Origin of the sequence: Actinoplanes solisilvae, assembly GCF_003999975.1 — a bacterium.
GTDB classification, from domain to species: Bacteria; Actinomycetota; Actinomycetes; order Mycobacteriales; family Micromonosporaceae; genus Actinoplanes; species Actinoplanes solisilvae.
In genome coordinates this window covers 175,258-193,163 of sequence record NZ_RJAC01000006.1, presented here as the reverse complement: position 1 = coordinate 193,163, position 17,906 = coordinate 175,258, and the positions used below count along the sequence as shown (strand labels likewise).

At 69.1% G+C, this 17,906-nt stretch carries 15 protein-coding genes; 14 read left to right on the top strand and 1 reads right to left on the bottom strand.

All coding sequences use genetic code 11. The features are described 5' to 3' along the window. Nucleotides 1-5: 5 nt before the first annotated feature. A complete protein-coding gene (locus tag EER30_RS18585; RefSeq protein WP_127501746.1) occupies nucleotides 6-404 on the top strand; it encodes an MmcQ/YjbR family DNA-binding protein in 399 nt (132 codons plus the stop codon). A gap of 361 nt (nucleotides 405-765) precedes the next feature. Here the strand turns inward: EER30_RS18585 and EER30_RS18580 are convergent, their stop codons facing one another. Next, on the bottom strand, nucleotides 766-5,907 hold the full coding sequence (locus EER30_RS18580; protein WP_164842374.1) for a fibronectin type III domain-containing protein: 5,142 nt from the start codon (nucleotides 5,905-5,907) through the stop codon (nucleotides 766-768). Nucleotides 5,908-6,513: 606 nt separating this feature from the next. Here EER30_RS18580 and EER30_RS18575 point away from each other — a divergent pair. From EER30_RS18575 to EER30_RS18510, 13 genes are all read left to right on the top strand, one after another. Next, nucleotides 6,514-7,530, top strand: a complete 1,017-nt coding sequence (locus tag EER30_RS18575) for a LacI family DNA-binding transcriptional regulator (RefSeq protein WP_127501744.1) — start codon at nucleotides 6,514-6,516, stop codon at nucleotides 7,528-7,530. A 245-nt stretch (nucleotides 7,531-7,775) separates the two neighbouring features. Next, nucleotides 7,776-9,068: an ABC transporter substrate-binding protein gene (locus EER30_RS18570; protein ID WP_127501743.1), complete on the top strand. Its 1,293-nt coding sequence runs from the start codon at nucleotides 7,776-7,778 to the stop codon at nucleotides 9,066-9,068. An 81-nt stretch (nucleotides 9,069-9,149) separates the two neighbouring features. Further along, complete coding sequence (locus tag EER30_RS18565; RefSeq protein ID WP_127501742.1) at nucleotides 9,150-10,043, top strand: carbohydrate ABC transporter permease; 894 nt, start codon at nucleotides 9,150-9,152, stop codon at nucleotides 10,041-10,043. Further along, the gene (locus tag EER30_RS18560) at nucleotides 10,040-10,924 is read left to right on the top strand and encodes a carbohydrate ABC transporter permease (RefSeq protein ID WP_127501741.1); all 885 of its coding nucleotides are present in this window, start codon (nucleotides 10,040-10,042) and stop codon (nucleotides 10,922-10,924) included. Before EER30_RS18565 ends, EER30_RS18560 begins: the two co-directional genes overlap by 4 nt. Nucleotides 10,925-11,101: 177 nt before the next feature. Further along, nucleotides 11,102-11,446, top strand: a complete 345-nt coding sequence (locus tag EER30_RS18555) for a hypothetical protein (RefSeq protein WP_127501740.1) — start codon at nucleotides 11,102-11,104, stop codon at nucleotides 11,444-11,446. Nucleotides 11,447-11,464: 18 nt separating this feature from the next. Next, the gene (gene ligD, locus EER30_RS18550) at nucleotides 11,465-12,421 is read left to right on the top strand and encodes a non-homologous end-joining DNA ligase (RefSeq protein WP_127501739.1); all 957 of its coding nucleotides are present in this window, start codon (nucleotides 11,465-11,467) and stop codon (nucleotides 12,419-12,421) included. A gap of 99 nt (nucleotides 12,422-12,520) precedes the next feature. Beyond that, the gene (locus tag EER30_RS18545) at nucleotides 12,521-13,648 is read left to right on the top strand and encodes a sensor histidine kinase (RefSeq protein ID WP_127501738.1); all 1,128 of its coding nucleotides are present in this window, start codon (nucleotides 12,521-12,523) and stop codon (nucleotides 13,646-13,648) included. Continuing rightward, complete coding sequence (locus tag EER30_RS18540) at nucleotides 13,645-14,298, top strand: response regulator (RefSeq protein ID WP_127501737.1); 654 nt, start codon at nucleotides 13,645-13,647, stop codon at nucleotides 14,296-14,298. The genes EER30_RS18545 and EER30_RS18540 overlap by 4 nt, the downstream gene beginning before the upstream one ends. A gap of 126 nt (nucleotides 14,299-14,424) precedes the next feature. Continuing rightward, on the top strand, nucleotides 14,425-14,844 hold the full coding sequence (locus tag EER30_RS18530) for a PPOX class F420-dependent oxidoreductase (RefSeq protein ID WP_205650285.1): 420 nt from the start codon (nucleotides 14,425-14,427) through the stop codon (nucleotides 14,842-14,844). 27 nt (nucleotides 14,845-14,871) lie between these two features. Beyond that, nucleotides 14,872-16,032, top strand: a complete 1,161-nt coding sequence (locus EER30_RS18525; protein ID WP_127501735.1) for a DNA glycosylase AlkZ-like family protein — start codon at nucleotides 14,872-14,874, stop codon at nucleotides 16,030-16,032. A gap of 175 nt (nucleotides 16,033-16,207) precedes the next feature. Then, a complete protein-coding gene (locus tag EER30_RS18520; protein ID WP_127501734.1) occupies nucleotides 16,208-16,897 on the top strand; it encodes an LPXTG cell wall anchor domain-containing protein in 690 nt (229 codons plus the stop codon). Continuing rightward, complete coding sequence (locus tag EER30_RS18515; protein WP_127501733.1) at nucleotides 16,894-17,223, top strand: transcriptional regulator; 330 nt, start codon at nucleotides 16,894-16,896, stop codon at nucleotides 17,221-17,223. The genes EER30_RS18520 and EER30_RS18515 overlap by 4 nt, the downstream gene beginning before the upstream one ends. 93 nt (nucleotides 17,224-17,316) lie before the next feature. Continuing rightward, entirely contained in the window at nucleotides 17,317-17,853 is a 537-nt protein-coding gene (locus EER30_RS18510; protein ID WP_240670126.1) for a P-loop nucleotide/nucleoside kinase family protein, read from the top strand. The last annotated feature ends 53 nt before the right edge of the window (nucleotides 17,854-17,906 follow it).

Genomic DNA, 17,906 nt, shown 5'->3' with positions numbered 1-17,906 from the left:
GTCGCATGGTCTCCGTCGATGACGTTCGGCAGGTCGTCCGCGACCTCCCGCGCAGCTCAGAGCACCTGATCGCCGACCGGCTGAAGTTCCGCGTCGGCAAAATCGTCTACCTGGCCTTCTCCCGCGACGAGACGGTCATGGGCTTCGCGTTCCCCAAGGACGAGCGTGACGCCCTGGTCGCCTCCGACCCCGCGATCTTCCATCTGCCCCGCCAGTCCGACCTGCGCTTCAACTGGGTTCAGGCCTGGCTGTCCGAGCTCGATGAAGACCTGATGACCGAGCTGGTCCTCGACGCGTGGCGCATTGTCGTCCCCAAGAAGGTCTGGTCCGCCCACCTCCCCTCGCTCGGCCTGGGGCGACCGGCCGTCATCCGCGCAGGCGAGCGACGATCTCCGCCGGGCTGACCACTCGAGCACCACCCTGCCGCAGCGCGGCGCCCAATCCGGACCCCATGAAGCCAGCACTGACCAGCGCGACAGTCACCATTGCTCGGCCTCATTCCACGTTCACACCGAGTGACGGACAGGTCCAAGCTAAGGCCCGTCCCGCCGACGCGCGAAAGTGCGGCAACTCGGGAAAGGCGGACTGGACCGGAGCCTTCGCGGTCGAACCACCCCGTCACCACGCGATTCCGGGCCGCTCCCAGCCGGAGCCGCTCGACGACGCGGTCGAGCCGGTCGCGATGCCGTGGGTGCCGCGTACCACCGAAGCAGATCACCCCGGAGCCCAATGGGCTCCGGGGTGACCGTGCTTACCGGTTGCGGCCTACCCGACCGTCACCGACAGACCCCGGTAACGGGCCGTCGTGGACGTGGGCGTGCTGCCCCCCGCGACGAGTGTCCGCGCGCCGGTCGCACCGGTGATCGTCACCGGCACGCTGAACGCGCCCTTCGAATCCGCCACCACGGAGGCGAGCACGCCCGCACCCGGATAGGAACCAACGGTGATTCCCGCGTACGGAGCGAATCCGTCTCCGCTCAGCGTGGTGGTGCTACCCACCGGCAACGTGGCTCCCGCCGAGCTGGTCAACGCGCCCAGCACGGCGGTCCCCGACGGGATGGTGCCGGGCAGCGTCGGCGCGGCGAAGGACAACGCCGTCACCGAACCGGACGGCGCGCTGGCCGCCGAGCGCAGGTTCGGATTCGCCGAGTTGGCAACCACCGTCACCGTGTAGCTGGTGCCGGGCTGCACGCCGGCGATGACACAGCTGAACGTCGTTGCGTTCGCCGTCGTGCAGGGCCCGCTTGCCGGGCCGCCCGCCGCGGTGGCCGTGAAGTTCGCGGCCGCCGATCCGCCCTGCCCCGGGGTGAAGCGGACCGTCAGGTCCGCCGTCCCGGGCGTGACGATGACGCCGGTGGGTACCGCGACCGGGATCTCCGGGGTCACCACCGCGGACGGTGTGCTGGGCGCCGAGATGCCACTCGCCGCCCGACCGACCGCAACGACCGCGATCCGGTACTCGTTGCCGTTCGTCAGCCCAGTGATGACGCAACTGCGGGTTGCCGCGTCCGGGGTGGTGCACGACTGGCCGTCCGGAGTGCCGGAGGCCGTAGCGACGTAGCGGGCGATGCCGTCACCGACCGACGCCGGTGCCGCCCACGTGACCAGCGCGCTCTGGTCACGTGGTGCCGCCGTCACGTTCGTCGGCGATCCGGGCGGTCCGGCGGTGGGTCGCACCCGCGCCGACGGCGCGCTCGGCGCGGAGTTGCTCGTGCCGTCGACACCGACCGCGACCACCTGCACCGTGTACGAGGTCAGGTTGCTGACCCCGGTGATGGTGCACTCGGTAGTGGTGCCGTCGACCGTCCGGCAGCTCGCCCCGTCCGGGGTGGCCGTCGCTCGGTAGTACGCGATCCGGTTACCGGCGTTCGCCGGCACCGTCCACGACACGGCGATCTGCTGGTTCGCTCCGTTGACGTCGACGTCGGTCGGCGCAGCCAATGCGCCCGGCGTGATCCCGACAGACTGCGGGCTGAAGCCCGAGTTGCCACTCAGCGGCACGCCGACGGCTTGTACCCGGAACGTGTACGCCTGCGTTGGGCTGAGGTTCGACACCACGCAGGAGGTGGAAACCTCCGTGGCGGGCTCGTCACACCCCAGCCGACCCGGGCTGGACTGCACGGTATAGCCCTGGATGCCGGCGCCCTCGCTCGGCGTCTCCCAGCTCACCCGCACCTGGTTGGTGTCGGCGGTCAAGGCGACCGAGGGACGGCCGGGTGTGTCCGGCGGCCCCGGGATGATCTCTTGCGAGGGCGCACCGGTGACCGGGCCACCGACGGGTCCGGTCGTCACGATCCGGAACGTGTACGGCACACCGCTGTCCAAATTCTCGAACGTGCAAGCCAGGACGGTCACGTCCGTGCAGTCCACCGGCGCGAGCACCGCCGGTTCGGACACCACCGAGTAGCGCGCGGCCGGTCCGCCGCCGACCGGCGCCGTCCAGGTCAACCGCACCGTGTTGGGTCCACCCAACTGCACGGTCGGTGCGTCCGGGGCTGCGGGCGAAGCCGGCCTGATCGGCGCGGACTGCGCCGCGGCATCCGTGCTGCCCCCCTTTCCGTTCGCCGTCACCAGGAACGTGTACGTCTGGGTGTCGTCGAGTCCGGTGACGTCACACGTGAGTGCTGCCACGTTGGTGCAGCCCGGCTGCGGGCTGCCGCCGACCGGCGTGGCGGTCACCGTGTAGTTGTCGACCGGTCCGCCGCCGATCGGCGCCGTCCAGTTGACCTGCACCGTTCCGGCCGCGACGACCTGTACCGTGGCCGTGCCTGGCACCCCGCCCGCGGCCGGGGTGATCGACACCGACCGGGCCACCGATGGTGTCCTGCCCGATCCGCCGATCGCCGTCACCAGGAAGGTGTAGGACTTGGCGGCGTCGAGACCGATGAAGTCACAGGTCAGCGCGGCGGTGAGAACGCAGCCCGAGGGCGGCGTGACGACCGGGTCCGAGGTGACCGTGTAACCGGTGACGGATCCCCCGCCGGAGGGCGAGGCCGTCCAACTGACCCGCACCGTATTCGGTGCCGTGACGGCCACCGTCGGCGTGCCCGGAGCGCTGGGCGCACCCGGCGACACCGCATCCGACATGGCTGACACCTCGGAGCCCGCCGGCCCCGTGGCGGTGACCCGGAAGGTGTACGACTCGGACGGGTCGAGGCCCGAGAAGACACAGCTCAGCACCAACTTATCGGTACAACCAGCCGGTGCGGTGACCTCCGGCAGCGACGTCACCGAGTACGTCTGGACCTCTCCGCCGGTCTCCGGCTTCGTCCAGGTGACCGTCACGCTGCCCGGTGCGCCGTTCACCATCGACGGCTTACCCGGCACGCCGGGCTTGTCCGGGAACACCGCCGAAGACGTCGCCGACACCGCCGCCGGCCCCACCGGCCCGGCCGCTGTCACCGTGAACGTGTACGACAACGTCGGGTCCAAGTCCGTGAACACACACGAACGCGCCTCGGTACAACCATCCGGAACCGTGATCGACTGATTCGAAGTCAACGTGTAACCAGTCACCGGACCACCGTCGATCGGCGCCGTCCACGACACCGTCGCCTTACCCGGCGCATTACCCAACACCACCGACGGCGTACCCGGCACACCTGGCTTGTCCGGCTTGACCACAGACGTCCACGGCGACAACGTCGAACCCGCGTTACCGATCGCCTCCACCCGGAATCTGTACGGCAACGTCGGAACCAGGTCCGTGAACGTGCAGGACCGCGCCGCGACACAATCCGCCGGCAGGGTGATCGACTGATCCGACGTCAGCTGGTACCCCGTCGCCGGACCACCCTCGGTCGGCGCCGCCCACTCCACCGTCGCCGTACCCGCCGTCGCGCCCAACGTCACCGACGGCGCCAACGGCGCCAGCGGCTTGTCCGGCTTGACCGCCGGAGAGCTCCAAGCCGACGGTGTCGGCCCCGAAGCACCCACAGCGACAGCACGGAACGTGTACGCCAACGTCGGATCCAGGTCCGTGAACGAACACGACCGCGCCGCGGCACAACCATCCGGCACAGTGATCGACTGATTCGACTCCAACGTATAACCCGTCACTGCACCACCCGAGGACGATGCCGGCGCCGTCCACGACACCGTCGCCTTACCCGGCGCGTCACCCAACACCACCGACGGCGTACCCGGCACACCCGGCTTGTCCGGGAACACCGCCGCAGACGCCGCCGACACCGCCGCCGGCCCCACCGGCCCGGCCGCTGTCACCGTGAACGTGTACGACAACGTCGGGTCCAAGTCCGTGAACACACACGAACGCGCCTCGGTACAACCTTCCGGAACCGTGATCGACTGATTCGAAGTCAACGTGTAACCAGTCACCGGACCACCATCGATCGGCGCCGTCCACGACACCGTCGCCTCACCCGGCGCATCACCCAGCATCACCGACGGCGTACCCGGCGTACCCGGGGCGCCCGGCGTCACCGGATCGCTGGGCGCGGACTCCGCATAGCCGACCGGTCCCTGCGCCCCGACCACGAAGGTGTAGGCCACGGTCGGATCCAGACCGGTGAGGTCGCAGGAACGTTCGCTGACGTCCTCACCGCAGGTGCCGGGGATGTCCACCACGGGGTCGGCCATCACCGTGTACCCGTTGATAAGTCCACCGCCCTCCGGCTCGTCCCAGCTCACCGTCACCTCACCCGACGCGGTGAGGACGACCTCCGGCTTACCCGGTTCCCCGGGCGGGGCCGCCACCACCGGGACGCTCTCACCGGACACGGTCTCCACGCCCTCGATGGAGACCGCCGTGACGGTGAAGGTGTACGTCGCCGCCGGGTCGAGGCCAGTGAAGTTGCACGTGAGTACTTCGGGGTCAGTGCACATCGGCGGGTTGCTCGTCACCGGGTCAGAGGTCACCTCGTATAGGTTGACTGGACTGCCGTCAACGGGCGCCTCCCAGGTGACCGTCGCCGTACCCGCGCCGGTCAGCTCGACGGTAGGCACGCCCGGCACGCCCGGCTTGCCCGGCGCGATGGGGTCCGACGGGAGGCTGGGCTCGGACGCGCCGCCGCCGTTGGCTGTTACCTGGAAGGTGTGCGGTGCGGCCGGGTTGGAGACCGTGACGACACACGAGCGCGAGGCCCCGGTCGTGCCGCAGCCCCCCAGCCCGGTGACGACGTCCTCGCTGTTGGAGGTCACCGTGTAGCTCGTGGCGGGGGCACCCCCGGTCGGTGCCGTCCAGCTGACGACCACCTCATTGTCGGCTTCGCCGCGGGTCACCGTCGGCGCGTCGGGCCGTCCCGGTGGTCCGGCGATGATGGCGTTCGACGCCGTGCTGGCCACCGAGTTGCCGGTCTGGTCCACGCCGAGTGCGATCACCCGGAAGGTGTAGGACGTGCCCGCCGTGAGCGCGCCGAAGGTGCACTCGGTGACGTTCGGCGCCAATGGAGCCGCGCACGTACCCGTCTGACCCTCATCGACCGGCAACGGCGACGGCGTCACGGTGAAGCCGGCGATGCCGGTGGTGCCTCCACTGCCGGGCGTCCACCTCACCATCACCTGACCGCCCGTCTGGGTGTAGGAGACGGTCGGCTTGGTGGGAATGTTCGGGGGCCCGGGGGTTGCGGTCGTTGCTGCTTCAACTGGCGCCGAGCAGTCAACGTCGTTGCTCACCCCCGAGCACGCCTTGACCGTGACGGTGTAGGTCGTGTTGGCCGTCAGCGAGCTGATGGTGCATGTACCCGCGGTGCCGGAGGCCGTGCAGGTCTTAGCACCGCCGGCCGTCGTCGCAAGGAAGTGGTTGACGTCGACGCCGTCATGGGTCCAGTTGACCGTGATGGTCCTCTTGCCCGCGGTCGCCGTGACATCTGCCGGAGCGGCTGGCGCCGCCCGGGCCGGTGCGGGGAGCGCCGCTGTCGCCAGCAGTGCTCCCAGCACCACCGCCACGGCCGCCCTCCACCGATGGCGACCACCGCGCCGTTTTCGCATTCTGTCTGTTTCCAACACCGATCTACCCCCGTGTTCGCAGCCCGGGCACCTCGTCGCCGCAGGCAGGTTCGACACACCTGAAGGTAGTCAAATTAAGTATAAAAAGGTTCGGAACGGGGTATAACGTCGTCACCTTACGGGCGCCGCGCAGCGGTGGATGAACGGCCCGTCATGGCCCACCAGGAGCCGTCACTGTCGCTGACAAGATTCCGGCGCCGGCCCAGCTCAAGGGGCTGGCGGCAGGTCCGCTCGGCCCGAGGGCGGGTCGGGCGGACCTGCCGGACCACCGGCCGCTGAGCCGACGAATGTGCCGCCCTAAGCGGATCAGGCGGCTGACTCCACATTGCCCTGTCCTTCTCGTGCGACCGGAGCCCGATCAGACGCCGGCTTCGGCCACCCCCACTTCCCTGAACCGAGTTGTTCGAGTGGCTGGACGGACCGATGCGACAAAACTCGGCCGCGGAAACCCTCCGGCGGCCGGGAGTTCGCGCACACGGTGGAGGTGGCGGCCGCTCGGTCGATGTCATACTTGGCTGTCTTGCCGCTGATAGTGCTCGGAGCGTTATGCCCGTCGACGATGTGACCGTTCGCCGGCCCACGTTGACTCAGGTGGCCGCGTTGGCCGGGGTCAGCCTCAAGACCGCCTCGCGCGCGCTGAACCAGGAGCCCAATGTCGCGCCGTCCACCGGTCGGCGGGTGCGCGACGCCGCCGACCTGCTCGGCTACCGGCTCAACGGCATCGCCCGGGAACTGCGGCGGGGGGCCACCTCGGCGCTGGTCGGGCTGGTCAGCGGCGATCTCACCAACCCGTTCTACTCCGCGGTCGCCAGTGGGATCGAGCGCGAGCTGCGGCAGCACGGGCTTCTGCTGATCACGGCGAACAACGACGAGGACGCCATGTTGGAGCGCAGCCTCGTCGACGCGTTCCTGGAACGCCGGGTCAGGGCGCTGCTCGTCATCCCCAGCGCCGACGATCACGAATATCTGGCGATCGAGGGCAACCGCGGGGTTCCGTTCGTCTTCCTCGACCGGCCGCCGGATGGGCTGTCGGCCGACGCCGTCCTGATCGACAACGCGGGCGGGGCCCGGGCGGCCGGGCAACATCTGCTGGCCGCGGGCCATCGGCGGATCGCGCTGGTCGCCGACCTCCGCCGGATGGCGCCGCAGCGCGCACGCATCGACGGCTTCATGAATGCCATGCGCGCGGCGGGCAACATCGCGTGGGAGCCCTTCGTCCGCACAGACGTGCACGACGTTCGCCACGCCGAGCGGACGGTCCGCGACCTACTCCAGCTCGACCCCTCCCCGACCGCGATCTTCACGACCAACAACAGGCTCACGACCGGCGCGCTCCGCGGGATGCGCGACGCCGTCGGACCCCCCGCCCTCGTCGGGTTCGACGACTTCGACCTTGCCGACGTCCTGGGCACAACCGTGGTGGCGCACGACATGACCGCTCTCGGGCGCGAGGCCGCCCGGCTGGCTTACGAGCGCATCAGCGGACATTCCGGCCCCGCCCGAACCATCGTGATATCTACTTCTATCATTGCCCGCGGCTCAGGCGAGCGCCCTCCGCGCTGACCCGCGACCGACGCAACGCCCGAGCCACGCCTGAAATGACCCATACCGCAAGGCCGGTCGCAGGTCGAAGATCGACGAAGCATGCCGGGAGCGGGCCGAAAGCAGGTCAACGATCCTTCGAGCAGGTAACGAAAAGGGCCGCACGTAACGACACGGAAACAGCCGTTGACACTTGTGCGGTTGAGGCGGCACGGTACTCCCGATCGTGTGACAACGATGTCAATTCTTCGATGGGAGATACCAGGATGGCCTTCAGTCCTGTAAAGCGGACGGGCTTCACTCGACGGGCTGCTGTGGCGGCTGTCGGTGTCGCCGCGCTTCTGACCGCCGGGGCCTGCGGGTCCAGTGACGACGGTGGCAGCGGCTCCGGTTCGACCAAGGTTGAGGTCTTCACCTGGTGGGCCGACGGCGGCGAGAAGGCCGGCCTCGACGGCCTGGTCAAGCAGTTCGGCACCGACTGCGCCGGGCAGACCTTCGAGAACGGCGCGGTCGCCGGTGGCGCCGGTGCCAACGCGAAGTCTGTGCTCGCGTCCCGCCTGCAGCAGGGCACCCCGCCTGACACGTTCCAGGCGCACGCCGGCGCCGAGCTTCAGGACTACATCAACGCCGGCCAGATCGAGGACATCAGCGCCGACTACGACGCGTGGGGCCTCAAGCAGGCGTTCCCCAAGGGCCTGATCGACAACCTGACCGTGGACGGCAAGATTTACTCCGTTCCGGCCAACATCCACCGCGCGAACGTGGTCTGGACCAACAAGAAGGTCCTCGCCGACGCCGGCATCACCAAGGACCCGACCGACCTGGCCGGCTTCATCGCCGACCTCGACAAGGTCAAGGCCAAGGGCATCAAGGCCCCGCTCGCCATCGGCAAGGACTGGACGCAGCTGATGCTGTTCGAGTCGGTCCTGATCACCGACCTGGGCCCGGAGAAGTTCACGGGTCTGTGGAGCGGCACCACCGACTGGAACGACCCGCTGGTCACCAAGGGCATCAACGACTTCAAGACGCTGCTGACCTACACCAACACCGACCGCGACGCTCTGGACTGGACCGACGCCGAGAAGCTCGTCATGGACGGCAAGGCGGCGTACCAGCTCATGGGTGACTGGGAGGCGGCCGACCTGGACGCCAAGAAGTTCACCGACTACGCGTGGTTCACGTTCCCGGGCAACGGCACCACGTTCCAGTGGCTCGCCGACTCGTTCGTGCTGCCCAAGGGCGCCAAGAACGCCGAGGGTACGAAGTGCTGGCTGAAGACCGTCGGCTCGGCCGCCGGCCAGAAGGCGTTCAACACCACCAAGGGCTCGATCCCGGCCCGTACGGACGCCACGCCGTCCGACTACCCGAAGTACCAGCAGGCCGCGATGGCCGACTGGAAGTCCGCGACCCAGGTTCCGTCGTGTGCCCACGGTTCGGCCTGCTCGCAGGGCTGGCAGGGTGCGGCCAACTCGGCCCTTGGCGCCTTCTCGACCAACCAGGACGTCGCCGCGCTGCAGAAGGCTCTCGCCACCGCCGCGTCGCAGTTCGTCAAGAAGTAAATCGGTAAGTCACCACGGGCGGGACGGCGCTGAGGCTGTCCCGCCCTCGGTGCGTCTATACAAGCAACATGAGGAGCCTCGATGCGCCGACTCCGGCAATGGGGACCGGGCCTGCTGCTGCTCTCCCCCTCGCTGATCCTGCTCGCCGTCTTCGTCTATGGCCTGATCGCCTGGACGACCAAGGTCTCCGTCTCCGACGAGCACAACGCTCTCGGGTCGAAGGGCTTCGTCGGGCTGGAGAACTACACGAAACTTTTCACCGAGGACATCAACGACCGGTTCACCCACTCGCTGAAGAACCTTGCGGTCTTCACGGTGGTCTTCCTGGTCGGCGCGATGTTCTTCGGCCTGCTCTGGGCGTTCATCCTCGAGCGGGGCGTCAAGGCGGAGGGCTTCTTCCGCACGGTCTACCTGTTCCCGATGGCGGTCTCGTTCGTCGCTTCGGGTGTGGTGTGGCGCTGGCTGATGAACCCGAACAAGGGCGAGAACGCGGGCGGCCTGAACGCCGTACTCGGTGGTCTGGGTCTTGATTTCGCGCAGAGCACCTGGTGGACGAACCCGAACTGGGGCATGGCGTCGATGGCGATCCCGGCCATCTGGCAGCTCGCGGGCTATGTGATGGCGCTGTTCCTGGCCGGCTTCCGGGGCATCCCGGCCGAGTTGCGCGAGGCGGCGGCGATGGACGGGGCGAGCACGTACCGGCTCTACCGCAACGTGATCTTGCCGCAGCTCACGCCGGTGGCGCTGTCCGCGCTGATCATCCTCGGGCACATGTCGATGAAGATGTTCGACCTGATCATGAGCGTCTCGGGTCCGCAGTGGCTGACCGAGGTGCCCGCGATCTACGTCTGGCAGACGCTGCTGACCAGCGACTACGCCAAGGCCGCGGCGATCTCGATCATCCTGCTGCTGCTCGTGGCCGTCGTCATCGTGCCTTACCTGATCTACACGAACCGGCAGGAGAAGAACGCATGACGACGCTCGCGACTCCGCCGGAAACCCTGGAACCGCTCGCGCCTCGAAACAAGCCGCGCGCCAGAACCGGGCCGGGGGCGATCGTCAAGTACGCCCTCGCCCTGCTCTTCCTGATCATCGTGCTGATGCCGATGTACGTGCTGATCGTGACCAGCTTCAAGTCGGGCGCGGACATCGGCGTGACCAGCCAGTGGAACCTGCCCGACAAGTGGACGTTCGCGTCGTGGGAGAAGGCCTGGACCGCGCTCCAGCCGTCGTTCATCCGCACGTTCGAGCTGGCCATCCCGGTCGCGGTGATCTCGTCGCTGATCGGCGCGGCGAACGGTTTCGTGTTGTCGCGCTGGCGCTTCCCCGGCGCCGACGTCGTGTTCACCTTGATCCTGTTCGGCATGTTCATCCCGTACCAGGCCGTCATGATTCCGCTGCGCGAGGTCATCACGACGATCGGGATCCCGCCGGGCATCACGACGCTGGTCTTCGTGCACTGTGTCTACGGCATTCCGATCTGCACGCTGATCTTCCGGAACTATTACGCCACCACGGTTCCCGAGGAGCTCATCGAGGCGGCCCGGGTGGACGGCGCGGGTCTGCTGCGCACGTTCGGCCGGATCATCCTGCCGATCTCGATCCCCGGCTTCGTGGTCACGGTGATCTGGCAGTTCACGTCGGCCTGGAACGACTATCTGTTCGCCATCTTCCTGTCGAATACGCAGAACGGCCCGATCACGATCGCGCTCAACGCGCTGGCCGGCGCCCAGTCGCCCGACTACGCGGCGTCGATGGCGGGCGCGCTGATCACGTCGATCCCGACGCTGCTGGTTTATGTGCTGCTCGGCCGCTGGTTCATCGGCGGTCTGATGGCGGGCTCGGTCAAGAGCTGAGGTCTCCGGCCCGGCCATGAACCGGGACCGGCGCCCCCGGTACGCCCGACCGGCGTACCGGGGGCCAAGCAACAAAGTCACAGCAACAAAAGCCAAGCAACAACGCTAGGCAACGATTCGGTCAAATCGCCCGTGGCGCAGCGCACACCGAGGCGGGGACAGCCCTATTCTCAGCGCGTGACCACGGAGGAAGGGCGCACCGCCCACGGCTTCGCCGAGCGCATGGCGTACGCCCGTCAGAAGGACCCGGCCGACCTCGCCCGCCACGTCGCGGTGAAGCGCCGCGTCACCGCCCTGACGATCGGCTGGGCGATCATCGTCCCGATCCTGATCGTGTACGCACTGACCGCCATCGCCGGCTCGGCCGAGGTGCTCCTCGCCGCCGCCGTGCTCACCGTGCTGCTGCCCTTCCTCGGCGCGGTGATCGCCACGCACGGCCGCCGGTTCGGCATCGGCGGGGCGTACGTCGTCCTGACGCTGTTGATGGTCCTGCCCGCCGTATGGGTCGCCCAGATCAGGTAACTCGGGCACGATGGGCGGATGGCGGCTAAGGGCGAAGAGCGGGACGGCGTCGCGCTGACCAACCTCGACCAGGAGCTGTTCGAGGGGGCGGGCGCCACCAAGCGTGACCTCGTCGACTATCTCGACGCGGTGAGCGACAAGATGCTGCCCGTGCTGCGCGATCGGCCGCTGTCGGTGATCCGCCTGCTGCGCGGGCAGGACAAGTTCATGCAGAAGAACCTGCCCAAATACACCCCCGAGTGGGTGCCGCGCACGACGGTGTGGGCCGAGGCGTCGCATCGCGAGGTCACCTACGCCCTCTGCGACGACCGCCGTACGCTCCTGTGGTTCGGCAATCAGCGGGCGATCGAGTATCACCCCGCCCTCATGCACGCCGGCGACCACCACCCGACCCACCTGATCATGGATCTGGACCCGCCCGAGGGCGGCGCGTTCACGCTGGCCGTGCAGGCCGCCCGTCTCGTCCGTGAGGCCTTGGCCAGTGCGAACATGGCGGGCGCGGTGAAGACCAGCGGCGCCAAGGGCGTACACGTGTTCGTGCCCCTTGACGGCAAGAGCGATCCCGAGCAGGTCGCGGCGGCCACCCGAGCCGTCGCCGCCCGCGCCGAGCGCCTCGATCCCGAGCTGGCGACGACCGCGTTCATCCGCGAGGACCGCCACGGCAAGGTTTTCCTCGACGCGACCCGTTCCGGCGGCGCGACCGTCGTGGCCACTTACAGCCCTCGCGTACGCCCTGGCGTGCCGGTCTCGTTCCCGGTGGCGTGGGACGATCTCGACGATGTCACCCCGGCCGACTTCACCGTGCTGACCGCCCCCGCCCTTCTGAACGGCGACGACCCCTGGGCGGCCGCGATGCCCGCGCCCCAGGCTCTCGACCCCGGTCTGGTCGAAGAGGGCCGTACGATTCCGGTCGCCCGTGTGCAGGCGATGCACGAGGGCAAGCGGCGGGCCAAGGCACGTCGCGAGGCCGGCTGACGTACTCCCATTGGTGTAGCCGGTAGTCGGGAGGCGTCGATGGAAGTGTCCGCAGCGGGACGACGTGCCACACCCGTCCCCGGCCATAGTTTTCGGGCCATGAACAGATTCCTCGCTCCGGCAGTCACCCTCGTCGGCGTACCCGCGGGCCTTTCGATCACCGGCGGGACCATCGACACGACCATGACGTTCACGCTGGCGGCCTGGCTCGCGGTCTTCGCCTTCTTCGCCCAGCGTTTCCCGCGTACGTTCCTGGTGCTCTCGCTCGCGACGGTGATCGCGATGCGCACCGCCGACCTCATCGAGGCGGGCTGGGCCTGGCCGGTCAGCGCCGCCTTCGTGGTGGCCGTTCTCGCCGGCCGGCTCCGGTTCGCCCTGGTCGCCGGCGGCGTGACCCTGCTCTACGGCGCGATCTGGGACGGCTTCGCCGACATCAACCACGGCGTCGAGTGGACCCTCGCGCACGTCGGAGGCGAGACGCTCTGGCTGGCGGCCGTGCTCGCCGTGGCCACCGCCTTCGTCAACACCCGCCGCTGGCAGGGTGAGATGGCGCTGCGCCTCGAGCAGGACCAGCACGAACGCGAGCTCGACGCCCGCCGCCGCCGGGCCGAGGAGCGCGTCGGCATCGCCCGCGACCTGCACGACGTCGTCTCGCACACCCTGGCCGTGGTCGGCGTGCACCTCAACGTCGCGCTGGACGCCTTCGACACCGACCCCGAGGAGGCCCGCTCGTCGCTGCGCCTGGCCCAGGAGGTGCGCGGCCGCGCGATGACCGACCTCAAATCCCTGGTCGACGTGTTGCGCGAAGGCGGCGCGCCGGTGATCGCCGAGCCCGCCGACGACCTCGACGGCCTCGAGCGGCTGGCCGACCGGATGCGGGCCACCGGGCTGACGGTGTCGCTGACCGAGTTCGGCGAACGGTCGTACGTGCCGGCCGCCGTCGCGACCGCGATCCACCGGGTGGTGCAGGAATCGCTGACGAACACCGTGCGGCACGCGGGCGCCTCCCGGGTCGTGGTCACGCTGCGCTACACGCCGACCAGCGCGGTGGTCGACGTGCAGGACGACGGCTCCTTGACGGAAACCGTGGTCGACGGCAACGGCATCGTGGGCATGCGCGAGCGGGTGGCCGCGCTGGGCGGCGCGCTCACGGCCGGCTCGGGCAAGACCGGTTTCGCCGTACGGGCGACGATCCCCTACCCTTCGCTTTCGCCGGAGCAGGGATGATCTCGGTTCTGCTCGCCGACGACCAGCACCTGGTGCGGGCCGGCTTCCGCAGCCTGCTCCGCCGCGACAAGGGCGTGCAGGTCGTCGGCGAGGCCTCGACCGGTGACGAGGCCGTGCGCGCCGCCCGCACGCTGCGCCCCGACGTGATCCTCATGGACATCCGCATGCCCGGCCTGGACGGCATCGCGGCCACCCGCGAGATCCTCGCCTTCGCGCCCGGCATCAGAGTGATCATCCTGACCACCTTCGAGACCGACGAGTACGTCTTCGCGGCGCTCGCGGCCGGGGCGAGCGGCTTCCTGACCAAGGAGATCGAGCCGGACGGTCTGCGTCAGGCGGTCCGGGTCGTGGCGGCCGGGGACGCGCTGCTCTCCCCCAGCGTCACCCGGCGGGTGGTGGGCCAGTTCGCGCACCGCCCGGCGGTCTCGCCCGGCGGGGATCGGCTGGCCGCGTTGACCGAGCGCGAGCGTGAGGTCGTACGCCTGGTCGCCTCGGGCCTGTCCAACGAGGAGATCGCCCGTGAACTGGTGATCAGCCCGCTCACGGCCAAGACCCACATCACCCGGGCGATCGCGAAACTGGGCGTACGGGATCGGGTCCAACTGGTGATTATCGCGTTCGAGGAAGGACTGGCCGGGCCGTTATCGTGACCCACATGCAGCGGATCCTGATCTACGGGGTGACGGGCTCCGGCAAGTCGACGCTGGCCGCGCTGGTGGCCGAAGTGAACGCAAGCCCGCCCATTCCTCGGCAGGTAGTTGACTAAGGTCATGACCATGTCAGACGATCAGCTTTGGGGCGTCATCGCCGCCGGAAATCTCGGCACCGTGGCAACCATCAAGAAGGACGGACGGCCGCAGCTCTCGGACGTCAGCTACATCGGTCAGCCCGGCCTGATCCGGTTCTCCACCCGCACCTCGCTGGCCAAGGTGCACAACCTGCGCCGCGACCCCCGGGTCAGCATCAAGGTCACCGCGCCCGACGGCTACGGCTACGCGGTCGCCGAGGGCACCGCCGAGCTCAGCCAGACCGCGTGGAGCCTCGACGACGAGGTGGTCGAGGAGCTGATCGAGATCTACCGCCTGATCGCCGGCAAGGAACACCCCGACTGGGACGACTACCGCCGCGCGATGGTCGCCGACGGCCGCCTGATCGTCCGCATCCGGGTCGAGCACCTGTACGGCTGGGTGCAGTGACCGCCTCTTCCCAGGCGCGCCGTTGACGTGAGCGGCGAGCTGACGCTGAGCCGTGCGCAGGCGCGCCGGATCGCCGTACGCGCCCAGCTTCTCGACGCCCATCGGCCGGCTGACCTGTTCGACGTGGTCAGCCAGCTGGGCTTCCTGCAGTACGACCAGACCGCCGCCGTCGCCCCCAACGCCGATCTGGTGGCGTGGAGCCGACTGGGCTCGTCCTACCGGTCCTCCGAGTTGACCGAGGGCCTCGCCGACCGCACCTACGTCGAGCTGAGCGGCATGATCCGGCCGATGGACGACATCCCGCTCTTCCGTGCCGAGATGGCCGCCCATTCCGCGCGCGACTCACAGTTCGGCTCGCCCCGCGCGCACCACTGGGTCGACGCCAACGACCGTTTCCGTCAGAACGTTCTCGCTCTGCTTGACGTCGACGGCCCTCTTCCCCAGTCGGACATTCCCGATACGTCGCAGGTGCCGTGGGGCTCCTCCGGCTGGAACAACAACCGCAACGTGGGCACGATGCTGGAATGCCTCGTGGTCCGCGGCGAAATCGCGGTAGCCGACCATGACGGCCGCGAGCGCATGTACGACCTGGCTCACCGCGTCTACCCCAGCGAGGTCGTGCCCCTCGAAACGGCCCTGCGCCTGCGGGCCGAGCGCCGACTGCGCGCGACAGGCATCACCCGGCAACGCACCACTACCCGCCGAGACCCAGCGACCCGAGGTGCCCCGGCCACCGACCGCGGCCCGGCCACCAGCCCCGGCCCGGCCACCGACCGCGACCCGGCCGGCGTCGGCGTCCCGGCCCGGATCGAGGGGGTGCGAGGCCGTTGGCTCGTCGACCCCGATCAGCTCGACCGCGCTTTCGAAGGCCGAACGGCCCTGATCTCTCCCCTGGACCGGCTGATCTTCGACCGCAAGCGCATGGCCGACCTGTTCGAGTTCGACTACAACCTCGAGATGTACAAACCCCCGGCCCAACGACGCTGGGGCTACTTCGCCCTCCCCATCCTCGAAAACGACCGCCTGATCGGCAAACTCGACGCCACCGCGGACCGCAAGCGGGGTGTCCTCCGCGTCGACGCCATCCACGAGGATGCCCCCTTTTCCCGATCAACGTCGGCGGCTGTCCACAGGGAGATCCAAGACCTGGCCCGCTGGCTGCACCTGGGCCTAGACCTGCCCGCCTGACCACCCCGCCCGGTCTCCCGCGCCCCGCCCGGTCTCCCGCCCAATCTCCGCGCCTCCCGTCGTCTCCCACCCGATCCCCCGCGCCTCCCGCCGTCTCCCACCCGATCCCCGCGCCTCCCCGCATTCGCTGGTTCTTCTACTTGCGCCGATAGGTTTGTAATGGAAACCTATTGGCATGACCACTGAATCGGTACCCGCCGACGATCCCCGACGGCTCCTGGCCGACGTCCGTGCGCTGGCCCACCGCGTACGCGTCGACCAGCGGATGACCTGGGCCGCCCTCTTGGTGCTGGGCGCGATGACGCTGCTCGCGATCCCGTTCGACTGGTTCGGCATGCAGGTGGACTGCAACCCCGACGGCAGTTGCACGTTCGCGCGCCGCGGCATGCTCTACTTCTGGCCGCCCGCGATGGTGCTGGCCTACGCGACCATCGCCTTCTGTTACCTGCGGGCCGCTCGCACCCGTGGCCTGGGCGCGCGCGTGTTGCCGTACGCGATCACCGGCGCCGTGACGACAGTCGTGTTCCCAGCCGCGTGGCTCGCGGTGCACCTGTACTTCCAGAGCCACCCCTACCCCGACGGCCCTCTCCCGTACTGGTTTTTCGTCCTGGATCGGCTGGTCATGCCTTGGGGCATGATCGGGGTCGCGCTGCTGGTGCTGGCCTGGCTGGAACGCAACGTCGGTTTGCTGCTGTTCACCGCCGGCTACCTGGCGCTGGTGCTTCTGGTGCTGCCGATGAACGACGGTTTCGGCGCGCCCCACTTCGGAATCCGGGCCGGGATGGCGGTGCCGCAGCTCATCGCCGGCCTCGTGCTCCTGCTCGGCGCGTTCGTCTTCGCGCGGCGCCGGCGGCGATCGCTATGACCGACCCGACGCACCCCGTTCTCGGGCTGGACGACGTGGTGCATCAGCGCGTCCGGCTCGGCATCCTGACCATCGCCCACGAAGCCCGCCGTGTCGAGTTCGGCTATCTGCGTACCCATCTGGATCTGACCGCCGGCAACCTCTCCAAGCACCTGAGCGTGCTCGAGACGGCCGGGCTGATCGAGGTCGAGAAGGGCTACGAAGGCCGGCGTGGCCGCACCTGGATCACCCTCACCGCAGCCGGCACGGCCGCGCTCGCCGAGGAGATCGCCCGCCTGAAACTGCTCATCGCCCGCGTGGAGACCACCACCCCCGAGGATCGATGACCACCGCCCTGACCCACCAGGGCGGCTGGAGCCCGCCGTTCCCCGGGGTGCGGTTCGTGCCCTGACCCGGCTCGCGATGATATTCAGATGGTGATGAGGCAACCGACGCTGTTCCTGACCGTGGGGCTCCCCAGCACCGGGAAGACCACGGCCGCCCGGCGCATCGAGATCGAGCAGCGAGCACTACGGCTGACCAAGGACGAATGGGTGAAGGCCCTCTACGGGCACGAGAACCCGCCGTCGGCCGGGGACGTGATCGAGGGACGGCTCATCCGGATCGGGCTGCGCGCTCTCGAACTGGGCAACAACGTTGTGATCGACTACGGCCTGTGGAGCCGGGACGAGCGCTCCGCCCTCCGCCGGGCCGCGGCCGACCTCGGAGCGAGGGCGGAACTCCGCTACTGCGAACTCGACCGGGCCGAGCAGCGACGACGAATCGACCAGCGCCAGGCCGAGGCGCCGCACACGACGTGGCCCATGTCCGACGAGGAACTCGCCGGGTGGGCCGCCCAGTTCGAGACCCCGACCCCGGGCGAACTCGACGGCACCGAACCCATCGACGCCCCACCAGCGGGTTTCGCGACCTGGGCCGAGTGGCGCGCCTTCCGCTGGCCGCCATCGGTCTCCTGACGCCGGACCCCGGCAACGAGGATGGGTTGCTCAACACCCACGATCACCGGAGG

Bases quoted from the DNA above. Each gene is read 5' to 3' on its own strand.
- EER30_RS18540 (WP_127501737.1), top strand. From the start codon at position 13,645: ATGATCTCGGTTCTGCTCGCCGACGACCAGCACCTGGTGCGGGCCGGC.
- EER30_RS18520 (WP_127501734.1), top strand. From the start codon at position 16,208: ATGACCACTGAATCGGTACCCGCCGACGATCCCCGACGGCTCCTGGCC.
- EER30_RS18565 (WP_127501742.1), top strand. From the start codon at position 9,150: ATGCGCCGACTCCGGCAATGGGGACCGGGCCTGCTGCTGCTCTCCCCC.
- EER30_RS18585 (WP_127501746.1), top strand. From the start codon at position 6: ATGGTCTCCGTCGATGACGTTCGGCAGGTCGTCCGCGACCTCCCGCGC.
- EER30_RS18570 (WP_127501743.1), top strand. From the start codon at position 7,776: ATGGCCTTCAGTCCTGTAAAGCGGACGGGCTTCACTCGACGGGCTGCT.
- EER30_RS18530 (WP_205650285.1), top strand. From the start codon at position 14,425: ATGTCAGACGATCAGCTTTGGGGCGTCATCGCCGCCGGAAATCTCGGC.
- EER30_RS18545 (WP_127501738.1), top strand. From the start codon at position 12,521: ATGAACAGATTCCTCGCTCCGGCAGTCACCCTCGTCGGCGTACCCGCG.
- EER30_RS18560 (WP_127501741.1), top strand. From the start codon at position 10,040: ATGACGACGCTCGCGACTCCGCCGGAAACCCTGGAACCGCTCGCGCCT.
- ligD (WP_127501739.1), top strand. From the start codon at position 11,465: ATGGCGGCTAAGGGCGAAGAGCGGGACGGCGTCGCGCTGACCAACCTC.
- EER30_RS18515 (WP_127501733.1), top strand. From the start codon at position 16,894: ATGACCGACCCGACGCACCCCGTTCTCGGGCTGGACGACGTGGTGCAT.
- EER30_RS18510 (WP_240670126.1), top strand. From the start codon at position 17,317: ATGAGGCAACCGACGCTGTTCCTGACCGTGGGGCTCCCCAGCACCGGG.
- EER30_RS18575 (WP_127501744.1), top strand. From the start codon at position 6,514: ATGCCCGTCGACGATGTGACCGTTCGCCGGCCCACGTTGACTCAGGTG.